The following is a 21,766-nucleotide window of genomic DNA, read 5'->3' on the forward strand; positions in this document are numbered from 1 at the left end:
TCAAAGCCCCTAGGAATATTCCAGTACTGACATATACCTGAAACGGAAATCATAAACTATGAGTGAAGAAACACCCGAGGTTCCCGCCGAGTCGGCCGGCATTCCGGAACCCGTGCTTGAGGGCGATGTGCTGACAGACCGCGTAGACCAGGTGGACCTGCAGACGGAAATGCAGCGTTCCTACTTGGACTATGCCATGGCCGTTATCGTCGGCCGTGCGCTTCCGGACGTCCGTGACGGCCTGAAGCCCGTCCACCGCCGAGTGCTCTACGCGATGTTCGACGGCGGCTACCGCCCGGACCGTTCCTTCAACAAATGTGCCCGCGTGGTGGGCGAGGTCATGGGCCAGTACCACCCGCACGGTGACACCGCGATCTACGATGCCCTGGTCCGCCTCATCCAGGACTGGACGATGCGCTATCCGCTTGCGCTGGGCCAGGGTAACTTCGGTTCTCCGGGCAACGACGGCGCCGCGGCTCCGCGATATACCGAAACCAAGATGGCCCAGCTGGCCATGGAAATGGTCCGCGACATCGACGAGGAAACTGTCGACTTCCAGGACAACTACGACGGCAAGAACCAGGAACCCACCATCCTGCCGGCGCGTTTCCCCAACCTGCTGGTCAACGGTTCCTCCGGCATTGCCGTCGGCATGGCCACCAACATCCCGCCGCACAACCTTCGCGAAGTCGCCGATGGCGTGCAGTGGTATCTGGCCAACCCGACGGCGAGCCGTGAAGAGCTGCTTGAGGCGTTGCTAGTGCGCATCAAGGGTCCGGACTTCCCGACCGGTGCCACCATCCTCGGCCACAAGGGCATCGAGGACGCGTACCGGACGGGCCGCGGCTCCATCACCATGCGCGCCGTAGTGAACGTCGAGGAACTCCAGGGGCGCACATGCCTGGTGGTCACCGAACTTCCGTACCAGGCAAACCCGGACAACCTGGCGATCAAGATCGCCGAACTGGTCAAGGACGGCAAGATCCAGGGCATCGCGGACCTCCGCGACGAGACGTCCGGCCGCACCGGACAGCGGCTGGTGATCGTGCTCAAGCGCGACGCCGTGGCCAAGGTGGTCCTCAACAACCTCTACAAGCACACCCAGCTGCAGGACAATTTCGGTGCCAACATGTTGGCGATCGTCGACGGCGTACCCCGCACCCTGAGCCTGGACGCCTTCATCCGGCACTGGGTCGCCCACCAGGTGAGCGTCATCGTCCGGCGGACCCGCTACCGCCTGCGCAAGGCCGAGGAAGAGGCGCACATCCTGCGCGCACTTCTCAAGGCCCTGGACATGCTGGACGAGGTTATTGCGCTCATTCGGGCCTCCAACACCACCGAGGCTGCCCGCGACGGCCTCATGGGGCTCCTGGACATCGACGAGCTCCAGGCCCGCGCCATCCTCGACATGCAGCTCCGCCGCCTTGCCGCGTTGGAACGGCAGAAGATCCAGGACAGGCACTCCGAGCTGGAAGCCATGATCACCGAGTTCAACTCGATCCTGGCCTCCGAGCAGCGCCAGCGCGACATCATCAGCCAGGAACTGGCTGAGATCGTGGCCAAGCATGGTGATGACCGCCGGACCCATATCCTTATGGGCTTCGACGGTGACATGTCCATGGAAGACCTCATCCCCGAGGAAGAAGTGGTGGTCACCATCACCCGCGGCGGATACGTCAAGCGCACCCGCAGCGACAACTATCGTTCGCAGCAGCGCGGCGGCAAGGGCGTCAAGGGTGCCCAGCTTCGCGGCGACGACGTCGTGGAGCACTTCTTCGTCACAACAACGCACCACTGGTTGCTGTTCTTCACCAACTTGGGCCGCGTGTACCGGGCCAAGGCGTACGAGCTTGCCGAGGCCGGCCGTGACGCCAAGGGACAGCACGTGGCAAACCTGTTGGCCTTCCAGCCGGACGAGCACATCGCCCAGGTCCTGGACTTGCGCGACTACGAGCAGGCCCCGTACTTGGTGCTCGCCACCAAGAACGGCCTTGTGAAGAAGACGCGCCTGGAAGACTACGACACCAACCGCACCGCCGGCGTCATCGCCATCAACCTTCGGGATGAGGACGAGCTTGTCTCGGCGCAGCTTGTGTCCGAAACCGACGATCTTCTCCTGGTTTCCCGCAAGGGCCAGTCGATCCGCTTCACGGCCACCGACGAGGCACTGCGTCCCATGGGGCGCGCCACCTCGGGTGTGACCGGCATGAAGTTCCGCGAAGACGACGAACTCCTCGCGGCCGACGTCGTCCAGGACGGCTCGTTCGTGTTCGTGGTGACCGAAGGCGGATACGCCAAGCGCACCGCCGTCGAGGAATACCGGCTCCAGGGCCGTGGCGGCCTGGGCATCAAGGTGGCCAAGCTGCAGGAAGAGCGAGGCGACCTTGTCGGTGCGTTGATCGTCAACGAAGAAGACGAAGTCCTGGTGGTCATGGAGGGTGGCAAGATTGTCCGCTCCGCCGTGGCCGGTGTTCCTGCCAAGGGCCGTGACACCATGGGCGTCATCTTCGCGAAGCCTGACAAGAACGACCGCATCATCGAGGTGGCCCGCAACAGCGAACGCGGCCTCGAGGAGTCCGACGACGATCAGGGCGAGGGCACAGACGACGCCTCAAGCGTCAATAGTGTCGAAAATCCCGCCGGAGGAACGTCCGAGGCGGACGATGACGTAACGTTGGCTGCAAACGGCGGCGCCGATCAGGCGACCGCGACGGCCGAATCGGGATCGGCCGCGGGATCCGGTAATGGGTCCGGCGTCGAGCTGAACGAAGACAACACCGGAGGTAACGAGTGAGCAATTCGGACTCATATCCCAAGCCGAGTACGGGTGTCCCTGGAGGATTGCGGCAGCCGTCGGCTACTCCGCGGGTAGACGCACCGGCCCGTCCCCAGCAGCGCCCTGTGGCATCCGCTTCGGGTGCGGCAGGAACTGGCGCGGAGAGGGTCCCGGGTCAGCGCCCGGCTGTTCCCGGCCAGCGCCCCGCCGTCCCAGGCCAGCGTCCCGCAGGAACGCAGCGCCCGGCGGGTCAGCGTCCCGCAGCGCCCGGCCAGAGGCCGGTGCAGGGCCAGCCGCGGCCCGCCCCAGGGGCTCCGGGGCTTGTGAAGCCGGCACCCAAGGCGAAGGTTCGCCGCGCCCGGCTGCTCGTCAGCAAGGTTGATCCGTGGTCTGTCCTGAAGATGGCGTTCCTGCTGTCCGTTGCCTTGGGCATCGTGACTGTGATTGCCGCAATCGTGCTTTGGACCGTCCTGGACCTCACCGGCATTTTCAACCAGGTGGACAGCCTTCTGGGCACCCTGGCAGGTTCGGAAAGCGGTGGCTTCGAACTCAAGAAGGTGGCATCGCTCGGACAGGTGGCGTCCTTCGCCACCATCATTGCGGTGGTGAATGTTGTGCTGTTGACCGCCCTGTCCATGCTCAGCGCCGTGCTTTATAACATTGCTGCAACACTCGTGGGAGGCATTGGCGTGACCCTCACCGACGACTAACCCAAACGGTCGGAAATTGAGGGAAACTGCTGAAAAACAGTGGTGAAAATACCTCGATTTGAGATCGGGCCGGGATGTGCTGTAAAGTCATGTCTCGGCCCGAAGAGGTATCGGGGCGTATAGCTCAGGCGGTTAGAGCGCTTCGCTGATAACGAAGAGGTCCCAGGTTCAAGTCCTGGTACGCCCACGGAACCTGCACAGGTTTTGCTAAAGGTTCGGGAAACTGAACCGGAACGGGGTGCGTGTGAAGAAGTTGCTCGTAGTCGCAGCTGCAATCGCAGGCGTCCTGCTCTACAAAAAAGTGCAGGAAACCGAAGCCCGGAAAACGGTCTGGAGCAAGGCAACCGACACGGTTGACTAGCGAAGGCGCCCAGTCTGGAGATGGTGAAAACCATCGAAGGAACTAAGGTAGTATGGATGGGTTGCTTCTTATGGGGGCATGGCGCAATTGGTAGCGCACCTGCTTTGCAAGCAGGGGGTTCGGGGTTCGAGTCCCCGTGCCTCCACCATAAGAAAGAGTCCCGGTCAGAAATGACCGGGACTCTTTGCGTTAAACCGCCCCACTAAGGTTGAAATGTGAACTTCATTGTTGCTGCTTTGGGTGTGCTCGGCGTCGCATCTTCCGGACCCCTCATCGCCGGAACGCTTGGAGCTACTTCCGTCACCGCACTGGCCATCGCCTTCTGGCGCAACGCAATCGCCGCCGTCGTGATGGCCTCGCCGGTCCTGATCCGTGAACCGCGCCAGTTCCGCAAGATCACCCGCAAGGAGTTCACCTGGTCTGCTGTTGCAGCAGTGGCACTGGCTTTCCACTTCGCCTGCTTCATCACCGCGCTCCAGCTCACGTCAGTCGCTGCCGCCACCGCCTTGGTCTGCTTGCAATCAGCATGGATCGCCGTTTTCCAGCTCCTCCGCGGCACCAAGCATCGCTGGCCGGTCCTGGTGGGCCTGGGTATCGCGCTGGGCGGCGTCGCGGCCATCACGGGCTTCGATATGGGAACTTCCCCGAAAGCCCTCCTTGGTGACATCCTGGCCCTCGCCGGAGGCGCGCTGGCCGGCCTGTATACCTTGGCCGGAGGCAAAGCCCGCCAGAGCATGGGCATTGGAACGTACACGACGCTTTGCTACGGGCTCTGCGCGGCCATCGTCGCCGTGCTGGCCCTCACGGGCGGCCAGCCTCTTGTAGGGTTCGACGCCGGCGGCTGGCTGGGGATCGTGGCCATCACCGTGTGCGCGCAACTAGTGGGCCACACCGCGTTCAACCATCTCCTGGCGACCATGAGCCCGCTGCTGGTGTCCATGATCATCCTGCTGGAGATTCCGGGCGCAGCCCTGCTCGCTGCGGTCTTCCTGCACGAGACCTTGCCGGCCGGTACTTACGCAGGACTCGCCTTGATCCTGGTCGGACTCGCCGTCGTCGTCGCTGGTCAGCGGCGCGGCAAAGACGATGTTGACGGCAAGATCGCCGAACTCGGTGCTGACTGAGCTGTATTCACGCGGCTACAGGCCGCCGCGGCGGACGCCCTGGCCTGCATTGGCCGTGTGGATGGCCCGGAGCAGCTTGGCCGGGAAGTAGACGGAGAAGAACACCACCATGGGGGCCTTTAGGGCCATCTTCTTGACGTTGTGGGCCTTGTAGGTCCGGTCAAAGCGGGTCACATAATAGCGGTAGTCGCGCGGTGAATCCTCGAGCCTGCGCGCAGACATGCCCGACACCATCTGCGGCCAGTACTGCACCCTCAGGTCGTGGTCGGCAAGATGCAGGGAAAGATCGATGTCCTCATGCATCTCGTCCCTCTCATCCAGGCAGGTTTCCCCGCGGATGGTTTCCCAGGCGGAACGGCGAAGGGCCATGTTTGATCCAAAAAGGAAGTGGTACTGGTGCTTCGCAAGCCGAAGCATGAGCTGGCGCATTTTGTCGTCGGCCTTGAGTCCGAATCGACGCATGGGCATGTCATAGTAGACCACCGGACCCGTTGCCGCCTGCACGGAGGGATCGGCGAAAGCCTTTTGCACCTGCTCAACCCAATCGGGTTCCACAACGGAGTCGGCATCGATCCGGCCGAGGATATCCGAGGTGGCGCTATTGAGGCCAAAGTTGCGGGTGGGGATCAGTCCCTGCGCCTCGTCCTGGCTCAGCAGGATGATGGGGCTCTCCGGGTATTCCTGCTGCATCTGCTGCACGATCTGCGCAGTGCGGTCTGTGGACCTGTTGTCCACGACGATGATCTCGTCCGCAGGTACTGACTGGTAAATGGCCGCGATGAGGCATTGCCGTATGACGCTTTCCTCGTTGTACGCCGGGATGATGATTGAAACGCTCGGCTTCACGGGTGCGACGGCTGCGTTGGTGGCTGCATCTACGAAATATCTATCGGTTGGCATCTCCATAAATCTAACATCAGGGCGGTGTTCCCAGAGGAAGCCTCCGGTGACAAGTGGCCAAACAATTGAAGGGACCCCGGCGAACCGGAATCCCTTCAACGCGCGGAGCGAATATGGCCTTCGCCTAGGCCTCGTGCTTGCCGGCTTCGTCCGTGGCTGCCTGGTCCTTGGCCGCTTCGTCCTTGTGGAGGCTGGCGGCGATGTTCTTAACCGCGGTCTTGGCGTCGGTTGCCACCTTGGCTGCGGTGTCCGTAGCGTCGTCGACAACGTGCTTTGCCTTCTCGGCTACGATTTCGGCTTTGTCAGCTACGTTGAGTTTCACGTCGTCAACCGTGTCAGCTACCTTAGTGGCGGCCTCGTTGGCCTTGTCGGCAACTTTCTCGGCTGCCGCTGCGGCCGGGACAGGTGATGGCGTAACCGGAACCGGGGTCTTCCACGGGTCCTCCACCGGGCGGCTGGCCTTCCACGCGGCGACGCCGGCCGCGGCAGCTGCTGCCACAATCGTGAAGATCAGAAAACCCCGCTTTTTGGGCTTGCGGGTCTTGGCGAGTTCTTTCGAGACTGTTTTTGATGCTTCCCCGGCAGCGGCTTTCAGCTGGGCCCCTGTGGCTTGCGCTTGTTCCTGCAGATTGTGAACCACTCCCGAGTCCACCAGCTTCTGGGCGACGGCGTCCACCTGCGCGGGCGCATTCTCAAGGGCTTGGTGGACCACCACGGAGGCTTGCCCGAGCTGCTCTGAGAGCTTGGGCAGGTACTCCTCAACAACTTTGTCCCGGGCGTGGCTGAGCGCCGGGGTGGCTTTGTTAAGGGCTTCCTGGATCTTGGGCGAGGCGTCCTCGACGACGTCGTGGATCTTCGGTGCGAGGTTCGCCAAGCCTTCCTGGAGCTTCGGCGTGACGGTTGCAACGCCGTCGGCGAGGTTGTACGCAGCCGACTTCAGGCCTTCCTGAAGCTTCGGCGAAGCGGTGTCGATTCCGTGCTGGATGCGGGGAACCGCCCAGTTCACAGCTGCTTCGACGCGCGGTGTCGCCCAGTCCTTGGCATTTTCGACACCATTCGCGACGGTGTGTTCAAGTTCGCGGGCAATCCGGTCCGATTTCTTCACAACTACCTCCCGATCAACATGCTCGTTTGTTGTTAGCCTACGTCGCTTGGTCGGCACCGGCTATTCATCCAGCGGATTCATGGAAGATTTCACCTAGCGCGGAACCGCCTTCCTGGCCGCCCCGGCGTTGACCCTGCGTGAAACAATGGCGACATGACCATCGCAACCGCAAAAGCAACTTTCCACACGAGCCTCGGTGACATCGTGGTTGACCTCTTCGGCAACCACGCGCCCAAGACGGTCGCCAACTTCGTTGGCCTGGCCACAGGCGAAAAGTCCTGGACGCACCCGGAGACCGGTGAAGACAAGACCGGTACCCCGCTGTACGACGGGACCATTTTCCACCGCATCATCAAAGACTTCATGATCCAGGGCGGCGATCCCCTCGGTCGCGGCATCGGCGGACCGGGCTACAAGTTCGACGACGAGATCCACCCGGAACTCAACTTCAACGCCCCTTACAAGCTGGCCATGGCCAACGCCGGCGTCCAGATGGGCAAGGGCACCAACGGTTCCCAGTTCTTCATCACCACCGTCAACACCGACTGGCTTTTCGGCAAGCACTCCATCTTCGGTGAGGTTGCTGACGAAGAGTCCAAGAAGGTTGTAGACGCCATCGAGGCTGTCCGCACCGGCATGGGCGACCGTCCTGTTGAAGACGTCGTCATCAACAGCATTGACATCGTCCAGCTCTGATCCGCGGAGCCTGAACAGCATATGAGTTACGGAATCCCGGCGGCAGAGCCGTCAGCAGACATTCCGGTGTGCCCCAGGCACCCGGACAGGCCCTCCTATGTGCGGTGCCAGCGTTGCGGGCGTCCTGCATGCCCCGAGTGCCAGCGGGCGGCCGCCGTCGGGTTCCAATGCATTGACTGCGTTAATGAAATGAAGCGTTCGACGCCGGCGGCGCGTTCCGCCTATGGCGGCGCCGTCGCGGCCGGACGGCCTCTGGCGACGTACATACTCATCGGGCTGTGTGCCCTGGTGTACGTGCTGCAATGGCTGATTCCCGGCGATGTCGTGGAGAATCAACTCGCTTTCGCGTCCGTCTACGCCGCTCCGCAATACGGGGCCTTCGAACCCTGGCGGATGCTGACCAGCGCTTTTGTCCACTCACAGGGTTTTGTGCTGCACATCGTGCTCAACATGTACATGCTCTGGATTTTCGGCCAGGTGCTGGAGCCCGTCCTGGGGCGCATCCGCTTTTTGGCCGTTTACCTGTTGTCCGCCATTGGCGGCTCTGTCGGTTTCCTGCTTCTGACGCCTGTTTTGCCTCCCACTGGAGTGGAAGGCGCGTCCGGCGCGATCTTCGGCCTCTTTGGCGCACTGTTGGTAGTTCAAAGCCGGCGCGGCGGAGACACCCGGCAGCTGTGGATCCTTATTGCCATCAACGGCGTGATTGGCTTCGTTATCCCCGGCATTGCCTGGCAGGCCCACTTGGGCGGCCTTGTTACGGGAGGCTTGTGTGCCGCCGTGATTGCCTTTGCTCCGCGTGGACCGCGCCAGGCGCTGTTGCAGACCGCCGGGATGGCCCTGGTGGCCGGAGTCCTGGTCCTGGCCACCGTCCTTCGGGCCACGGCGGGCTAACAGCTCCTTAGCTCTTTACCCCAGGAGCTCCTCCAAGCGGTCCATCGACTCTTTGATGCCCGCATCCATGCCGCTGGCTACTGCCATGTCCCGGGCCTCTACGGAGGGAAACACGGAACGCTGCACCACGCGTGTGCGGCCTCCGAGGTCTTCAAACCTGGTGGTGTCCAACGTGACTTGCCCAGGGGCGCCATCGAATTCGAAGGTCTGGATGATCCGCAATGGCTCCTGGACCTCGTGGAAGACCCCGCGGAAACCGAACTCGTTGCCCTGGCCGTCCACATGCGTATAGCGGTAGCTGCCGCCCGTCCGCGCGTCGTAGGATTCCAGGCGCATTTCCAGGCGACGCGGACCCAACCATCTGACGACGAGTTCGGGGTCCGTGAATGCCTGGAACACGTGCTCCGGTGCGGCGTCGAAGTCGCGGCTCGTGTCGATGAACGGCGTGCCCGCCGCGACATCAATGGTTGTTGTGTTGGTGCTCATTGTCCTTCTCCTCTTCCGGATTGTCCTTTTGGGTTGTGCTGGCCAATATTTCGTCCAGCCGGGCGAAACGTTCCTCGGCCTGAAGACGGTAGTTCTCGATCCACTCGGCCAAGGGACCCAGCGCCGCGGTGTTCAAGTGGCAGGGACGGCGCTGCGCTTCCCTGCTCCTCGTGATGAGCCCCGCGCCCTCGAGCACTTGTAGATGCTTGGAGATGGCTTGGAGGGTGACTGTGAAGGGCTGGGCGATCTCATTGACAGTGGCATCGCCCAGGGCCAACCGTGCTAGGATCTTGCGCCGGACAGGATCGGCGAGGGCCATGAACGCCCTGTTGAGCTGGTCTTCCGGATCCAGCACCGCTGTACCCATCGTGTCCGGCATGCGTCTCCCCTGCCCGGCTCCAGGCTCAAGCGTTGCGGACATCCGAGTCTTCCGCAGTACTCAAGCAAGTGGTTTATCAACTAGATCATTGAATAATGCCGGCTTAAAACTGTGCACTGAGTACGTCAAGACCCCTTGGATAGGTTTTCCACAGGGGTTATCCACAATGTGCGTAACTTACAAGGGTGTAGTTCGATGATGAATGGACTCTACGGGGCGAGATGGCAGGGGCTGCGCTTTTCTCTGGGGATTAACGTCCACACGTGTGGATAACTTTTGCCCACACGCCTGTGGGTATGTGGATAAGGAGTGCGTTTTCCGGGTGCGTGTGGACAACCTCACCCCTGGCAGCCGGAAGAGCGCAGTATCAACAGAGTTATCAACATTGTTAATAACTCACAACACTGTAGTTCTGTGTTTTGCCTGCACCTTGAGGCCCGCCGTTCTGGGAGTTTTCCACTCTGTGGGCACAGCTTTTCCCCAACTGTGGATAACTTGTGGGTAGCTGCCTGTTGTTAAGTGTGTAACTACGGCGCGACGTGCGGCAGCGGTTGTGGGAAGCGGATTTTGATCGCTCTGTCTTGCGTAGCGGCGCGTGGCTGGGACGAGGCGTGGAAAGGCGCCAATGAAATCTGTTACGGGAATCTATTGTTCATCCATCGCTCGCGGCCGCCGCCGCACGAGGCCAAACGATACGGCGGTGCCGCCGACACCAATAGAAGAGCGGACGAGTACTAGCCCCACCGCTTTCCACAACGCCAGCGCAATGGGAAGGTCGCAGCGACCATGCGGTGGTGTACCTGCGCCATGATGACGGGTTACACCTGGGTAGTGTTATGCTTTATGGGCAAGCCCGCCCCGCTTCCGCGGATTGGCGGGCATAGCTGTTTAAGAGGTTAGATCAGCTCCGGAGGACTTTCCGAGAGAAAGTCCTGGTACCAGCCCCACGCGAATTTGTTTCTTGGAAGTTGGTCAACGTGCATGTAGGCCGCGTATGCGACCAAGTCGGCCATCTGCGTCCATTGGGAACGTTCGGAGTCGTGGAACATCGGGTCTTCAATCACGTGACGGGTGTCCAACGGCAAGGACCGGTGGGCCTTGAAATAGCTTTGCGCGGATCCGTCACCATCCATGCTGACGAACACGAAAGTTCCGTCCTGAGCGTGGTCATGGTTCCACTGGTTGATGAGACGGGTGTAGACCGCGCGTACTGGGTGGCGTGAAGCTCCTGTCCTGGCGGGACGCCGTAGTCCCGCCAGAGCCGTTTACGAAGCTCCAGCCACTCGCGCAGAGCATGCCGCCATTCCGCAGGGGCGCATTCAACCCATCCGTAGACGATCCACCCAAACTTCGGGTCACCGGAATCGTCCATGTAGATCAATCGCGACATGGAACCAGACATGCGTTTAAAGTTACCGTGGTGTCGGGATCAGACGATCATCCACGCCGGACGAAACCAAGGCCGCGCGCCAGCCGTAGTCGCTTTTGGGTGGAGCCTCCCAGACGAAACCCCCGGCTCACAATTTCGGCACAGACGGACCCGTCCCCACAAGCCGAGTCACCACAGCATCGTGAAGTCGCCGCCGTCGGCCAAGTCGGACCAGAATTCGATACGAATCCTAGGCTGCTCGGTGGAGCGACCGGGTTGGCCGAGGAACTCGACGGTGCAATAGTCCCCCAGGTTGTTGCCGTAGTAGATGACGTCGGTTTGGTAGACGGAAAATACGGGACTTCCGCTGGCCGCCGGGCTTGCGGGTAGAAACCGGTGCACGAAAAACGGGACGAGCACGGGGACGTCCGCAAATTTCTGCTTTGCAACCGCCACTGCGGTGGTCCGCGACGGCGGTCGCTCACCCCACGACGCCGGCCAGCTGGGTCCCTGAGAGGCCGGGGCCGAGATCGACGTGAGCACGGTCGAGGACGCCGAGGGCCTCGTCGACTATAAATACCATTCCCAGATCATGCCACCGCTTTCAAGCCGATCCCGAAACGCTCGCCGAGGCACGCACGCCTGGCAGCCCGAATCGCGGACCGGCGTCAGACCGGAACGTGTTCCGTCTGGGAAGCAACTGTTTGGGGCCTGCGGGCTGCGTCACTGATCCGCAACAGCAGGGCGACGATGATCCAGTTGGCAAGGAGGGAGGACCCGCCCGCGGAGAGGAACGGCGTCGTCAGCCCCGTGAGGGGAATAAGGCGGGTGACGCCGCCGATAATGATGAAGCACTGGAGGGCCATGGAGAATGCCAGCCCGCAGGCAAGGAGCTTCCCAAAAGCATCCCGAATGCCCAGTGCGGCCCGGAATCCCCTCGTGAAAAGCAGCAAGTAAAGGAGAACGATCGCGAACAGCCCGATCAGGCCGAGTTCTTCACCGAGGGAAGCGATGATCATGTCGCTGTTCGCGAAAGGCACCAGGTCCGGGCTTCCGAGCCCTAGGCCTTTGCCGATCAGGCCGCCGTCGGCCATTCCGAAGAGCCCCTGGACAATCTGGGCGCTACCTCCGGGGAAGCGGGTGAAGACCTGGGGGTCGAAGGCATTAATCCAGGCGTCAATGCGCAAGCCGACATGGGAAAAGATCTTTGCTGCCGCGTATCCGCCCAAAAGCATGAGCACGACCCCGAGGACGAGCCAGCTGGCCCGGCTCGTGGCAACGTAGATCATCACGATGAACAGTCCGAACAGCAGGATCGACATGCCGAGATCGTGCTGGAAGACCAGTACGCCCACGCTCGCGGCCCAGGCAGTGATCATCGGCCCGGTGTCCTTGATCCTGGGGAACTGGAGGCGTCCGAATTTCCTGCCGGCCAGCAGGATCAAGTCCCGGTTGGAGGACAAGTAGCCTGCGAAGAAGACGGCCAGCGTAATCTTCACGATTTCGCCGGGCTGGAACTGCAGTGAACCGAGGCGTATCCAGACATTCGCGCCGTTGATATCGCCGGCCGAAATGCCTGGCACGAGGGGAAGGATAAGGAGGGCGGCGCTGACCGCAAGTGCAATGAAGGTGTACCGGCGCAAAAGCCGGTGGTCTTTCAAAAGCCACAAAACGGCGGCCGCGACCAGGACCGAGACGATCGTCCATGTGAGCTGATTGGCCCCGGCAGTCGTACCGTTTGACGCATCCAAGCGTTTGATCATGGCGATGCCGAGGCCGTTCAAGGCCACCACAATCGGGAGGATCACCGGATCCGCATACCTTGCCTTGAACCGCAGGACAACGTGGAAGATCCCGGCCAGCGCCGTCAAGGTACCCGCCTGAAGCCAGAATCCAACGTCGAGGGCTTCCTTCTTGTCCACGCTGGTCATTGCAAGGGCACCAATGCCGACGCCAAGTGCCAGCACCAACAGCACCATCTCCACGTTTCGGCGAGGCTTCGCCAGAATCGCTTGCTGGCTCATGGGCATCTTCTTTCGTGGATTCCGGACGGCCTGGCGGGTCCGGTTCTGTGGCTCAAGGTCAGGTTAGTGGCTCAACATAAGGTTCAGTGGGCCATCATAGCCGCAGCGGCTGGGCGGCGGTTGGGAACAGGATCCGGTCGATCAGCGGCCAGCTTCCGTAACGGTCTGTATCACCATGTCGTCGAGCTTGGGGAGCGCGTGCCCAAGCCGATGCCTGGCCTCCCCGACAGTTTCTTCCACCGCAGACAGCGGCGTGTTGGCGACGACGATCGTCACGGCGCCCTGGAGGCGGTGGCCGACCCAACGCAGTTGCAGCTTCGGCGCGGAGAGGACGCCCGGTGTCGTTTCCAACGCTTCCTGGGCGCTGTCGAGCAGTTCGGGTTCTATGCCGTCCATCAGGCGTCGTCCGATGCTGCGTACCGTGCCCCAGAGCAGGACGATGATGGCCGCCGAAATCATCATGCCGACAATCGGGTCCGCCAAGGGGAAGCCGAGCATGACGCCGCCGGCGCCAAGCACCACAGCGAGGGAGGTGAATCCGTCGATGCGCGCGTGCACGCCGTCGGCGACGAGCGCAGCGGAGCCGATCTGCCGGCCGACCCTGATCCTGTAAACGGCCACAATTTCATTGCCCGCAAAGCCGATGAGTCCGGCCGCAAGTACCCACCACAGATTGTGCAGGGGTTGCGGATGGAACAGGCGATCGATGGATTGCCACGCGGCGACCACTGCCGAAAGCGCGACCACGCCGACAATGAACAGTCCGGCAAGGTCCTCCGCCCGTCCGTATCCATAGTTGTAGCGTCGAGTTGCCGCACGACGTCCCAGAATGAATGCAATCCACAGTGGCACTGCGGTGAGTGCGTCCGAGAAGTTGTGGATGGTGTCGGCCAGCAATGCGACGGAGCCGCTGATGAGGACCACCAGGAACTGCAGGACGGTGGTTCCAAGGAGTATGAAAAGACTGATCTTCAGTGCCCGGACGCCCTGTGTACTGGACTCAAGCGCGTCGTCGATTGAATCGGCGGCATCGTGGGTGTGCGGGACGAAAAGCTCATACAGCCACCCCTTGAGCCCCTTGTGGTGCTCGTGGGAGTGTCCGTCATGGTCATGGTCATGGTCATGGTCGTGCACGTGCACGTGGTCCTCGTGATGACCAACTTGCTGGTGACCGCTCATGCCGATTCCTGTTCTGCGCGGTGGTGTGCAGGAGTACCGCCCAAGGCGTGTTCTGCTTGGAATATTGCATCCGCGACCAACTGGCGGGCATGCTCGTTCTCGAGGCGGTACATGACCCTGGTTCCGTCCTGTCGCGTGGAAACCATTCTCGCCAAGCGCATTTTGGCAAGGTGCTGCGACACTGCAGCGGGGGACTTCCCGACGAGGTCCGCCAGCGCTCCGACGGCCATTTCGCCGTTCCGGAGCGCGAGGATTATCCGGACCCTCGTGGCGTCAGCCAGCATCGCGAACACTTCGACAGCCAATTCAACGTATTGGCTGTCGACGCCCAGCGAGCAAGAACTATTATCTGCATTCATACGCAGATTCTTTCACAGATCCCGACGAAACCCACATCGAGGGCCCGGGATGGCGAACCAGAGGTCGATGAGGCGCAGCGATCAGCCAGGCCAGAATGAAGTTCTCAATACCTCGGGAGTGAACTCTCAGTGAACCCGCGGACACTATCCACAGCCTTGTGCACACTGGGTAAAACCACAGGTCCAAGGCGTGAGGGCCCGGTTTTCACCTGAATGTCGGGGATCCTGGCTTCATGTACATGGATGTCCACATGAATTGTCCACAGCTGTGGATAAAGTTACGCACTTCTGTGGAAAGCGGGTGGGTATCAGAGCCAAACTCCGGAGCTGCCCCGACGGTGGCTGTCAAGAAGATGCGTATCGATCATCCCGATCGCCTCCATCAGCGCATACATGGTGGTGGGGCCAACGAAAGCGAAGCCCTTCTTACGCAGGGCCTTGGACAGAGCAATTGACTCCGGCGATTGGGTAGCGACGTCGGCAAACGTACGCGGTTCCGGCGTCGACTCCGGTTGGAACGACCACACGAAGTCCACCAACCCGCCCTCGCTCCGCAAGGCGATGGTGGCCTTGGCGGTGGTGATGGCCGCACGGATCTTAAGGCGGTTGCGCACGATTCCCGAATCCTGCATCAGCCGTTCGACGTCCGCCTCCGTGAAAGCCGCGACGCTTTCAGGGTGGAAGTCCAGGAAAGCGGACCGGAATGCCTCCCGCTTGCGCAAGATGGTGGCCCAGGACAGGCCCGCTTGGAATCCCTCGAGGCTGATGCGCTCATACAAGCCCCGTTCGTCCCGGACGGGCATGCCCCACTCGTGGTCGTAGTACTCGCGCATGAACGGGTCAACGGATGCCCACGGCGGACGCGCAAGGCCGTCGTGGCCAATGATGGTGCCGTTCTCGGGCGGGTTCATAGGTGTTCCTCCACAGGGAGCCGGGCAAAAGCTGTTGTTGACATTGTGCCCCCGTCCTACGACATTCCCGTGACACGCATGGTGATGTTGATCCGCCCCCGCGGCAACCCGCAGCCTTCGGGAGCGGTTCCGGGGAGAACTTTGGTGACTCCGTGGTACGCAAAACGGGATGCGCCACCGAACACGAAGAGGTCTCCTGAGGAGAGTTCGACGTCGGTATACGGCTTGGTGCGCGTCTCCGTGTTTCCGAAGCGGAAGACGCAACTGTCTCCGATGCTGAGCGACACCACAGGGGCCCGGGACCTTTCGTCCTTGTCCTGGTGCATCCCCATCTTGGCGGCCCCGTCGTAGAAATTCACCAGCGCAGTGTCCGGCGTATAGCCGGCGGCTTCGGCGGCGTCGCCGTGGGCCTCGAAGAGCGCTTTGCGGCCCAGACGCACCATCCAGTCAGGAAAGTCGAGGACCCGCCGCCCGTTGACGTCAAAGGCCTCGCGTGTGTACCGATAGGGCTGCCAGTGCCAGCCGAGGCAGACCGTCCGGACGGACATCGGGTGCCCGCCTGGAAGGACGGCGGCGCGCAAGGGGACGGGACCTCGCGTCCACTCTTCGAAACGGGCTGCGATCCACTGTTGCTGTTCAAGGCTCAACCAGCCCGGAACGTGAACCGCGCCGGGCGCGATCTCCCGGGGACCGGCGTCGGGCGGTTCCGGCAACTCAAGCGGAAACAGCGGCTCTGTCCACCCTGAACTCATGCTGCCTCGAGCGCCAACAGGGCTCGTTTGGCTTCCGTGCCGCCGAGGTAGTTGCCGAACGATCCATCGGATTTCACCACCCGGTGGCAAGGAACAATCACCGGCAGCGGGTTGGTGGCGCAAGCAGTGCCGACGGCGCGCACGGCTCGCGGACTTCCGGCCGCCAAGGCCACTTGCGCGTAGCTTTCCGTGTGGCCGTAAGCGATTTGCGGCAAATGTTCCAGGACGCTGAGCCGGAACCCGCGCGAAAGGCTGAAATCCAGGGGGAGGTCGAACTGGTGCCGGGTCCCGGCGAAGTATTCGTCGAGTTCGCGGGCAGCCGGGTCCAGGCGGCTCGCTGAGAAAAGGATCCGCGGACTGAGCTTTTCCGCGAGCAGCTGCAGTACGGCGTCGTGGTCTTCCACCTCGAATGCCACGCGCACCATGCCGCGCTCGGTGGCCGCAAGGAGCAGTTTGCCGATCGGGGAATCCACCGTGCGGTAGGCAATGTCGAGGGCGTGCTGCTCCGCTGCAGCCGCTGCGAGGCGGTCGTGGAGCCGCCGCATGACAGCCGGCTCCACGGAATCGAGGGGTGCGAGGAGTTCGGAGACGTCGGGTTCGTCGTGGTGGGTGGTCATGGGGTTTCTTCTTTCACGTAGCTCAAGGAGCTGTCGAGGAGAATGGCGCGCAACGCCTTGACGCCGTCGGCTCCCGCTCGACGCGCTGCGTCGGGGGTTCCGCCGAGAAGCCCGGCGACATCCTTGTAGGGGAGCCCGGCGAGGTAGTGGTACGCCACCGCCCGGCGCTGCTTCGGCGGAAGCTGCCCGACGGCGTCGAGCACCTCCCGGTGGCCGTCGCCGGGGATTCCGAGAGCCGACGGTCGCACGGGCAGTTCGTCCACCGGAACCGGCTGGCGGTTCCTGGAGCGGACGATGTCGATGGATTTGCGGTGGGCGATCGTCACGAGCCAGGCCTGGACGTTGGCACCGGCCGGAAGTTCCGGGTAGGCCTTCAACGCGGAGAGGAAAGTCTCGGACCAGCCGTCTTCCGCGTCGTGGACGCCGAGAACCGCGCGGCACACGCGCAGGACCGTGGGTCCGTGCTCCCGGACGACCAGCTCGAACGGCTTCTTGGGCTCCATTAGAAGAGCTTGCTTTCCTTCGCCGCCGCTGGTTCTTCGAGTTCCAGGAGGAACCGTTTGTTGTCGAGGCCGCCGGCGTATCCGGTGAGCTTCCCGTCGCGCCCCACCACCCGATGGCACGGGACGATGATGCTCAATGGATTGCGTCCAACTGCCGAGCCGACGGCCTGGGAAAGGTTGCGATCGCCCAGTTCAGTGGCCAGTTCTCCGTAGCTGACGGTTTCCCCGTACGGAATTTCTTCGAGCCTTGCCCAGACCCGCTGCTGGAACGGATTCCCTGAAGCCTTGAACGGCACGTCGAACACGGTCCGCTCGCCAGCCAGGTATTCGCCGAGTTCAACGGCAGTTTGGTGGAACAGGGGATCCTCGGCCGGGACGGCTTCACCGAAGAATTCCGAAGGCGGCATATGCCAATGACCCTCGAAGAAAATGCCGGTCAGCTGATCGTCCCGGGCAGTCAGTGTGAGCCGGCCCAGCGGGGAATCAATCGTAGTGTGCCTGGTGGTCATGTCTAGTAGACGCTGCAGGCGGCGGAAATGTGAGGTCGCCGCTCAGGAGCGCCAGCGCGTGGTCATGAGGAAGCCGACAATTGCGATGCCGAAACCTGCCACGATGTTCCAGGAGGCCCATGCGGGCACGGGAAGTTGGCCGCTGGTGATGTAGAAGGTGATGATCCACAGCAAGCCGATGATCATGAGACCGAACATGACGGGCTTGTACCAGATGGGGTTCGGCTTGTACTGCTGCGCGGTGGCCGCTTCGGTGGGGCGGGCGGCCCTCTTGCGGGGCTTGGACTCGGGCACGGTTCCTCCTTGGCCGGCTGAATGAAAGGCCGCGCGCCAGCTTGATATCCTGCAGGAAGGAAAATTCCAGCGGTCAACGCGCACGCGGCAATTCCGGGGTTCGTTCTAGCAGCCAAGTCTAGCCGGATTTCGGAGGCTCCTCGTCGTCGGGCATCCGCGCCTGCAAAGAGGAGATCCAGTGGCGCAGCAGCAGACGCAGCAAGCCGCTGCCGTGCCGGACGACGGTACAGGAACCGGCGCGGAGCGTCCCCGCACCAGGGGACACAAGCCGCGGTCGGCGAGGCGCAAGGGACGGTCAAGCACGGGGGACATTGTGCGCAAAATCGTCCAGATCGTGGGCGAGTTGCTCGTCACCGCGGGACTCATCCTGCTGCTCTTTGTGGCTTGGGAACTGTGGTGGACCAACGTCGAAGCCGACGCCAAGCAAAGCCAGGCCGTCCAGGGTTTTGCGAAGAGTTTTGCGGGACCGGTGGCGCCCGTTGCCCCTGCCAACCCTGCTGCACCGCCGGACTACGGGAAGCCCGTGGTTGCCGAGGCTCCCGAGCACGGCGGCATGATCGGCATCATGTACATTCCTCGATTCGGCCCGGATTATTCGCGGCCCATCATCGAGGGAACCGGTTCCGACATTCTGGACACGCTGGGCCTTGGCCATTACGGGACCACAAGCATGCCGGGAGCCCCGGGCAACTTCGCCGTCGCGGGGCACCGCCAGACCCATGGCGCAGTGCTGGACAACATCCATCTCCTGGTACCGGGCGACAAGATATATGTGCAGACCAAAGATGGTTACTACACATACGTTTTCCGCAACAACCAGATCGTGCTGCCTTCCCGGACGGACGTCCTTCTTCCGGTTCCCACACAGCCCGGTGCGACGCCCACCGAAAGCTACCTGACCATGACCAGCTGCAATCCGCGCTTCGGTGCGCAAGAACGCATCATCGCTTACTCCGTTCTGGAGAGCTGGCAGCCGGCATCCGCCGGGCCACCACAGGACATCGCCAAGCAAGTCGCCCAGACGGCCGGAAAGGGTTAAGCCATGTACGGATGGATCTTCCGCCACCTTCCGGGACCCCTCTGGGTGCGTATCCTGACATCAGCGGCCCTCGTGGCATGCGCGCTTGTCTTGATGGTTCAGTTCCTGTTCCCCTGGATGTCACAGTTCACTACTTTCACCGACTCAACGATTGGTTCAGCACAGCAGCCATGAGCACAACAAAAATCCTCGTCGTGGACAACTACGACAGCTTCGTCTACACCCTGGTCGGCTACTTGCAGGAACTCGGTGCGGAAACCACAGTGGTCCGGAACGACGACGTCACCCTCGCCGAAGCGATCGAGCTGGCGGACGCGCGCGACGGCGTGCTGATCTCCCCCGGCCCCGGAACCCCGGCGGACGCCGGAGTCTGCATTGAGTTGATCAGGTGGTGCGGAGACAACAACAAACCGATGTTCGGGGTCTGCCTCGGGCACCAGGCACTGGCCGAGGCCTATGGCGGGACCGTCACGCACGCACCGGAGCTGATGCACGGCAAGACATCACCTGTGCAGCATGACGGCAAAAGCGTTTTCGCCGGTCTGCCTTCGCCGGTGACGGCAACCCGCTACCACTCCCTGGCGGCAGTCAGGGAAAGCATTCCCGACGTCCTGGAAATCACCGCCGAAACCGCCAGCGGGGTGGTCATGGGCCTGCAGCACCGTTCGGCGCCGCTGTGCGGTGTGCAGTTCCACCCGGAATCGGTGCTCACCGAAGGTGGCTACCTCATGCTCGGCAACTGGCTTGAATCACTCGGGATGTCCGGGGCGGCCGCCCGTGCAGCCACCCTGAGCCCCCTGATCCAGCGCTAGCCGCCTAGTCCGCCCAGGCCTCCGCCGCCCTTCGTGTCGCTCGGAGAAGGCGTGGGGGTCGGAGTGGGACTCGGGGGCGGGGCGGGAGCCTTCGCGACAATCACGCTGATGGTCTTGCCCTGCTCCACGAGGGAATTGAAGGCATCTCCCTGGCCCGTCACCTTTCCAGGGGCTACTTGCGAATTCTCCTGTTCGGTGACCGCGATGGCCAGGCCGTTCTGCTTGAGCAGTGCCTCGGCATCTGCCTTGCTCAATCCAACGAGTTGAGGCACGGCTACTTTGCCCGTGGACACCACCAAGTCAACGGTGCTGCCCACGCCCACCACGGCTCCGGAAGCCGGCTTGGTGCTGATGACGGAGCCCGCGGGGACCGTGGCACTATTGGCCAAGGTACTTGACCCGCCTACGAGTCCAGCCTGGCGCAGGAGGTCGCGGGCAGCGGCTTCGGTGAGGCCGCTCAGGCCTGCCGGGACGGTCGCCGAGACCGGCCCGTCTGAAACGTTCAGCGTGACTTGTGATTTCGGCGCCACTTGGGACCCCGCGCCGGGGTCGGTGCTGATCACTGTCCCCTTGGGTACCTTGTCATCCGGGACATGATGAGACTCCGGGCTGAGATTGGCGCCGTAAAGCGTCTGCAATGCCGTGGCCTCGCTCATATTGGTGACCGCCGGTACCGGGATCAACGCGGGCGGAGCCGGCTTCTGGTTCACCGTGCTGTACACCCAGAATCCGCCGCCGGCCAAGACCAGCAGCACCAAAATAACCACCACTGCGGTCCACGCACGACGGCGGGACTTCTGCCTGGCGGTCCGCTCGCGTTCAGGGGCGAAACCAAGCGGCATGGCGCCGTCGTGCTCTGCCTCAGACTCCGATTCGGCTGCCTCCCGGGCCAGCATGTCCTGGTCGCCGGCGGCCTGGCCGTTGCCTGGCTCTCCGCTCAGGGTGCTGTCCAGGAATTCTGCGCCCATCAGGCCGCGAGCCAGGCCACCTTCCGGAATCTGCTGTGTCGACGGCACCGCCTCCTGGACGTCGGTGGGTGTTCCGGCGGCAACTGCCGGAACAGCAACGCCGTTCTTGGCCGCGCGCAGGGCGCGTCGGAAGGCAGCAGCATCCTGGAAACGATCCGCGCGATTCTTCTGCAGGCCCTTGGCCAGGACACTGTCCAGTGCCTCTGAAACGGCCGGATTGAAGGTGCTGGCGGGTTCCGGGATCTCGCGGACGTGCTGGTAGGCCACCGAGACAGGGCTGTCGCCCGTGAACGGAGGACGGGACGTCAGCATTTCAAACAGGAGGCACGCCGCAGAGTACAGATCGCTGCGGGCATCCACGGTCTCGCCGAGGGCCTGCTCGGGCGACAGGTATTGGGCAGTACCAACCACGGCCTGCGTCTGGGTCATGGTTGCCGCGGAATCGGCCATCGCCCGGGCGATTCCGAAGTCCATGACCTTCACATCGTTTGACTCCCCGGTCACCATGACGTTGGCCGGCTTGATATCGCGATGGACGATTCCGGCCTTATGGCTGTATTCCAGAGCGGCGAGGACGCCAAGGATGAATTCGATGGCTTGATCGATGTCCAGTTCCTTGGCCCGGATCAGGTCGCGGACAGTCCGGCCGGACACGTATTCCATGACGATGTAAGGGACCCGGACGTCCTCGCCCGGGCCACCGGGGACGGTGTACTCGCCGGTGTCGTAGATGGCGACGATCGAGGAGTGGTTCAGGGCCGCCACCGCCTGCGCCTCGCGCTTGAAGCGGGCATGGAACTGCGGATCGCGGGCAAGATCGGCACGGAGCAGTTTCACCGCGACAGTTCGTCCGAGCACCGTGTCGATGCCCTTGTAGACATCGGCCATGCCACCACGGCCGAGCAATTCACCGAGTTCGTACCGCCCGTTGAGGACGCGCTGGGATGTCATTGGGGTGCTGTCCTCTCTGTGGGCAGGGGTGGAGCGTCCGGTTGGCATGGT

24 protein-coding genes and 2 tRNA genes are annotated in these 21,766 nt (G+C 62.5%); 10 read left to right on the plus strand and 16 right to left on the minus strand.

Going from position 1 to position 21,766, the window contains the following annotated elements; genetic code table 11:
• The first annotated feature begins 58 nt into the window (after positions 1-58).
• The 6 genes from gyrA (at position 59) to AB4074_RS05150 (ending at position 4,971) form a co-directional block, all read left to right on the plus strand.
• The gene (gene gyrA / locus AB4074_RS05125) at positions 59-2,794 is read left to right on the plus strand and encodes a DNA gyrase subunit A (RefSeq protein ID WP_404498703.1); all 2,736 of its coding nucleotides are present in this window, start codon (positions 59-61) and stop codon (positions 2,792-2,794) included.
• On the plus strand, positions 2,791-3,486 hold the full coding sequence (locus AB4074_RS05130; protein ID WP_441412394.1) for a DUF3566 domain-containing protein: 696 nt from the start codon (positions 2,791-2,793) through the stop codon (positions 3,484-3,486). Before gyrA ends, AB4074_RS05130 begins: the two co-directional genes overlap by 4 nt.
• Before the next feature lie 113 nt (positions 3,487-3,599).
• Positions 3,600-3,673 (plus strand) — tRNA-Ile (locus AB4074_RS05135).
• Positions 3,674-3,730: 57 nt separating this feature from the next.
• Positions 3,731-3,847, plus strand: coding sequence for a DLW-39 family protein (locus tag AB4074_RS05140; RefSeq protein WP_437771966.1), 117 nt, complete (start codon positions 3,731-3,733; stop codon positions 3,845-3,847).
• Between the two features lie 72 nt (positions 3,848-3,919).
• Positions 3,920-3,995 (plus strand) — tRNA-Ala (locus tag AB4074_RS05145).
• Positions 3,996-4,062: 67 nt separating this feature from the next.
• The gene (locus tag AB4074_RS05150) at positions 4,063-4,971 is read left to right on the plus strand and encodes a DMT family transporter (protein ID WP_441412395.1); all 909 of its coding nucleotides are present in this window, start codon (positions 4,063-4,065) and stop codon (positions 4,969-4,971) included.
• Between the two features lie 15 nt (positions 4,972-4,986).
• On the opposite strand, the gene AB4074_RS05155 is transcribed toward AB4074_RS05150, so the two are convergent.
• Positions 4,987-5,871, minus strand: coding sequence for a glycosyltransferase (locus tag AB4074_RS05155; RefSeq protein WP_441412396.1), 885 nt, complete (start codon positions 5,869-5,871; stop codon positions 4,987-4,989).
• A gap of 124 nt (positions 5,872-5,995) precedes the next feature.
• Positions 5,996-6,976 carry a hypothetical protein gene (locus AB4074_RS05160; RefSeq protein ID WP_441412397.1) on the minus strand — a complete coding sequence of 327 codons (981 nt, stop codon included), beginning with the start codon at positions 6,974-6,976 and terminating at the stop codon, positions 5,996-5,998.
• Positions 6,977-7,129: 153 nt separating this feature from the next.
• Between AB4074_RS05160 and AB4074_RS05165 the strand changes: the two genes are divergently transcribed.
• Entirely contained in the window at positions 7,130-7,672 is a 543-nt protein-coding gene (locus tag AB4074_RS05165) for a peptidylprolyl isomerase (protein WP_234752982.1), read from the plus strand.
• Positions 7,673-7,693: 21 nt separating this feature from the next.
• Complete coding sequence (locus tag AB4074_RS05170) at positions 7,694-8,563, plus strand: rhomboid family intramembrane serine protease (protein WP_441412398.1); 870 nt, start codon at positions 7,694-7,696, stop codon at positions 8,561-8,563.
• Between the two features lie 15 nt (positions 8,564-8,578).
• On the opposite strand, the gene AB4074_RS05175 is transcribed toward AB4074_RS05170, so the two are convergent.
• From AB4074_RS05175 to AB4074_RS05235, 13 genes are all read right to left on the minus strand, one after another.
• Entirely contained in the window at positions 8,579-9,049 is a 471-nt protein-coding gene (locus tag AB4074_RS05175; protein WP_441412399.1) for an SRPBCC family protein, read from the minus strand.
• Complete coding sequence (locus tag AB4074_RS05180) at positions 9,024-9,428, minus strand: ArsR/SmtB family transcription factor (protein ID WP_441412400.1); 405 nt, start codon at positions 9,426-9,428, stop codon at positions 9,024-9,026. The genes AB4074_RS05175 and AB4074_RS05180 overlap by 26 nt, the downstream gene beginning before the upstream one ends.
• Before the next feature lie 896 nt (positions 9,429-10,324).
• Complete coding sequence (locus AB4074_RS05185) at positions 10,325-10,687, minus strand: DUF3800 domain-containing protein (RefSeq protein WP_441412460.1); 363 nt, start codon at positions 10,685-10,687, stop codon at positions 10,325-10,327.
• A 299-nt stretch (positions 10,688-10,986) separates the two neighbouring features.
• Entirely contained in the window at positions 10,987-11,253 is a 267-nt protein-coding gene (locus tag AB4074_RS05190) for a hypothetical protein (protein ID WP_441412401.1), read from the minus strand.
• Positions 11,254-11,465: 212 nt separating this feature from the next.
• Positions 11,466-12,821: an FtsW/RodA/SpoVE family cell cycle protein gene (locus AB4074_RS05195; protein WP_441412402.1), complete on the minus strand. Its 1,356-nt coding sequence runs from the start codon at positions 12,819-12,821 to the stop codon at positions 11,466-11,468.
• Positions 12,822-12,962: 141 nt separating this feature from the next.
• Entirely contained in the window at positions 12,963-14,000 is a 1,038-nt protein-coding gene (locus AB4074_RS05200; protein WP_441412403.1) for a cation diffusion facilitator family transporter, read from the minus strand.
• Positions 13,997-14,359, minus strand: a complete 363-nt coding sequence (locus tag AB4074_RS05205) for an ArsR/SmtB family transcription factor (protein ID WP_441412404.1) — start codon at positions 14,357-14,359, stop codon at positions 13,997-13,999. The genes AB4074_RS05200 and AB4074_RS05205 overlap by 4 nt, the downstream gene beginning before the upstream one ends.
• Positions 14,360-14,667: 308 nt before the next feature.
• Complete coding sequence (locus tag AB4074_RS05210; RefSeq protein ID WP_441412405.1) at positions 14,668-15,270, minus strand: DNA-3-methyladenine glycosylase I; 603 nt, start codon at positions 15,268-15,270, stop codon at positions 14,668-14,670.
• Positions 15,271-15,326: 56 nt separating this feature from the next.
• The gene (locus AB4074_RS05215) at positions 15,327-16,022 is read right to left on the minus strand and encodes an alpha-ketoglutarate-dependent dioxygenase AlkB family protein (protein ID WP_441412406.1); all 696 of its coding nucleotides are present in this window, start codon (positions 16,020-16,022) and stop codon (positions 15,327-15,329) included.
• The gene (locus tag AB4074_RS05220; protein ID WP_441412407.1) at positions 16,019-16,639 is read right to left on the minus strand and encodes a methylated-DNA--[protein]-cysteine S-methyltransferase; all 621 of its coding nucleotides are present in this window, start codon (positions 16,637-16,639) and stop codon (positions 16,019-16,021) included. The genes AB4074_RS05215 and AB4074_RS05220 overlap by 4 nt, the downstream gene beginning before the upstream one ends.
• Positions 16,636-17,142: an RNA polymerase sigma factor gene (locus tag AB4074_RS05225; protein WP_441412408.1), complete on the minus strand. Its 507-nt coding sequence runs from the start codon at positions 17,140-17,142 to the stop codon at positions 16,636-16,638. Before AB4074_RS05225 ends, AB4074_RS05220 begins: the two co-directional genes overlap by 4 nt.
• Entirely contained in the window at positions 17,142-17,651 is a 510-nt protein-coding gene (locus AB4074_RS05230; RefSeq protein WP_441412409.1) for a methylated-DNA--[protein]-cysteine S-methyltransferase, read from the minus strand. The genes AB4074_RS05225 and AB4074_RS05230 overlap by 1 nt, the downstream gene beginning before the upstream one ends.
• A gap of 42 nt (positions 17,652-17,693) precedes the next feature.
• Complete coding sequence (locus AB4074_RS05235; RefSeq protein WP_078107039.1) at positions 17,694-17,945, minus strand: cell division protein CrgA; 252 nt, start codon at positions 17,943-17,945, stop codon at positions 17,694-17,696.
• Positions 17,946-18,255: 310 nt separating this feature from the next.
• Here AB4074_RS05235 and AB4074_RS05240 point away from each other — a divergent pair, with 310 nt between their 5' ends.
• Both AB4074_RS05240 and AB4074_RS05245 read left to right on the plus strand, forming a co-directional pair.
• The gene (locus tag AB4074_RS05240) at positions 18,256-18,984 is read left to right on the plus strand and encodes a class E sortase (protein WP_441412461.1); all 729 of its coding nucleotides are present in this window, start codon (positions 18,256-18,258) and stop codon (positions 18,982-18,984) included.
• Positions 18,985-19,154: 170 nt separating this feature from the next.
• Positions 19,155-19,796, plus strand: coding sequence for an aminodeoxychorismate/anthranilate synthase component II (locus AB4074_RS05245; RefSeq protein WP_345448282.1), 642 nt, complete (start codon positions 19,155-19,157; stop codon positions 19,794-19,796).
• Here AB4074_RS05245 and pknB read toward each other — a convergent pair.
• Entirely contained in the window at positions 19,793-21,763 is a 1,971-nt protein-coding gene (gene pknB, locus AB4074_RS05250; protein ID WP_441412410.1) for a Stk1 family PASTA domain-containing Ser/Thr kinase, read from the minus strand. The genes AB4074_RS05245 and pknB overlap by 4 nt on opposite strands.
• Positions 21,764-21,766 lie beyond the last annotated feature (3 nt).

The organism is Arthrobacter sp. 2MCAF14, from assembly GCF_052115645.1.
GTDB lineage: Bacteria > Actinomycetota > Actinomycetes > Actinomycetales > Micrococcaceae > Arthrobacter.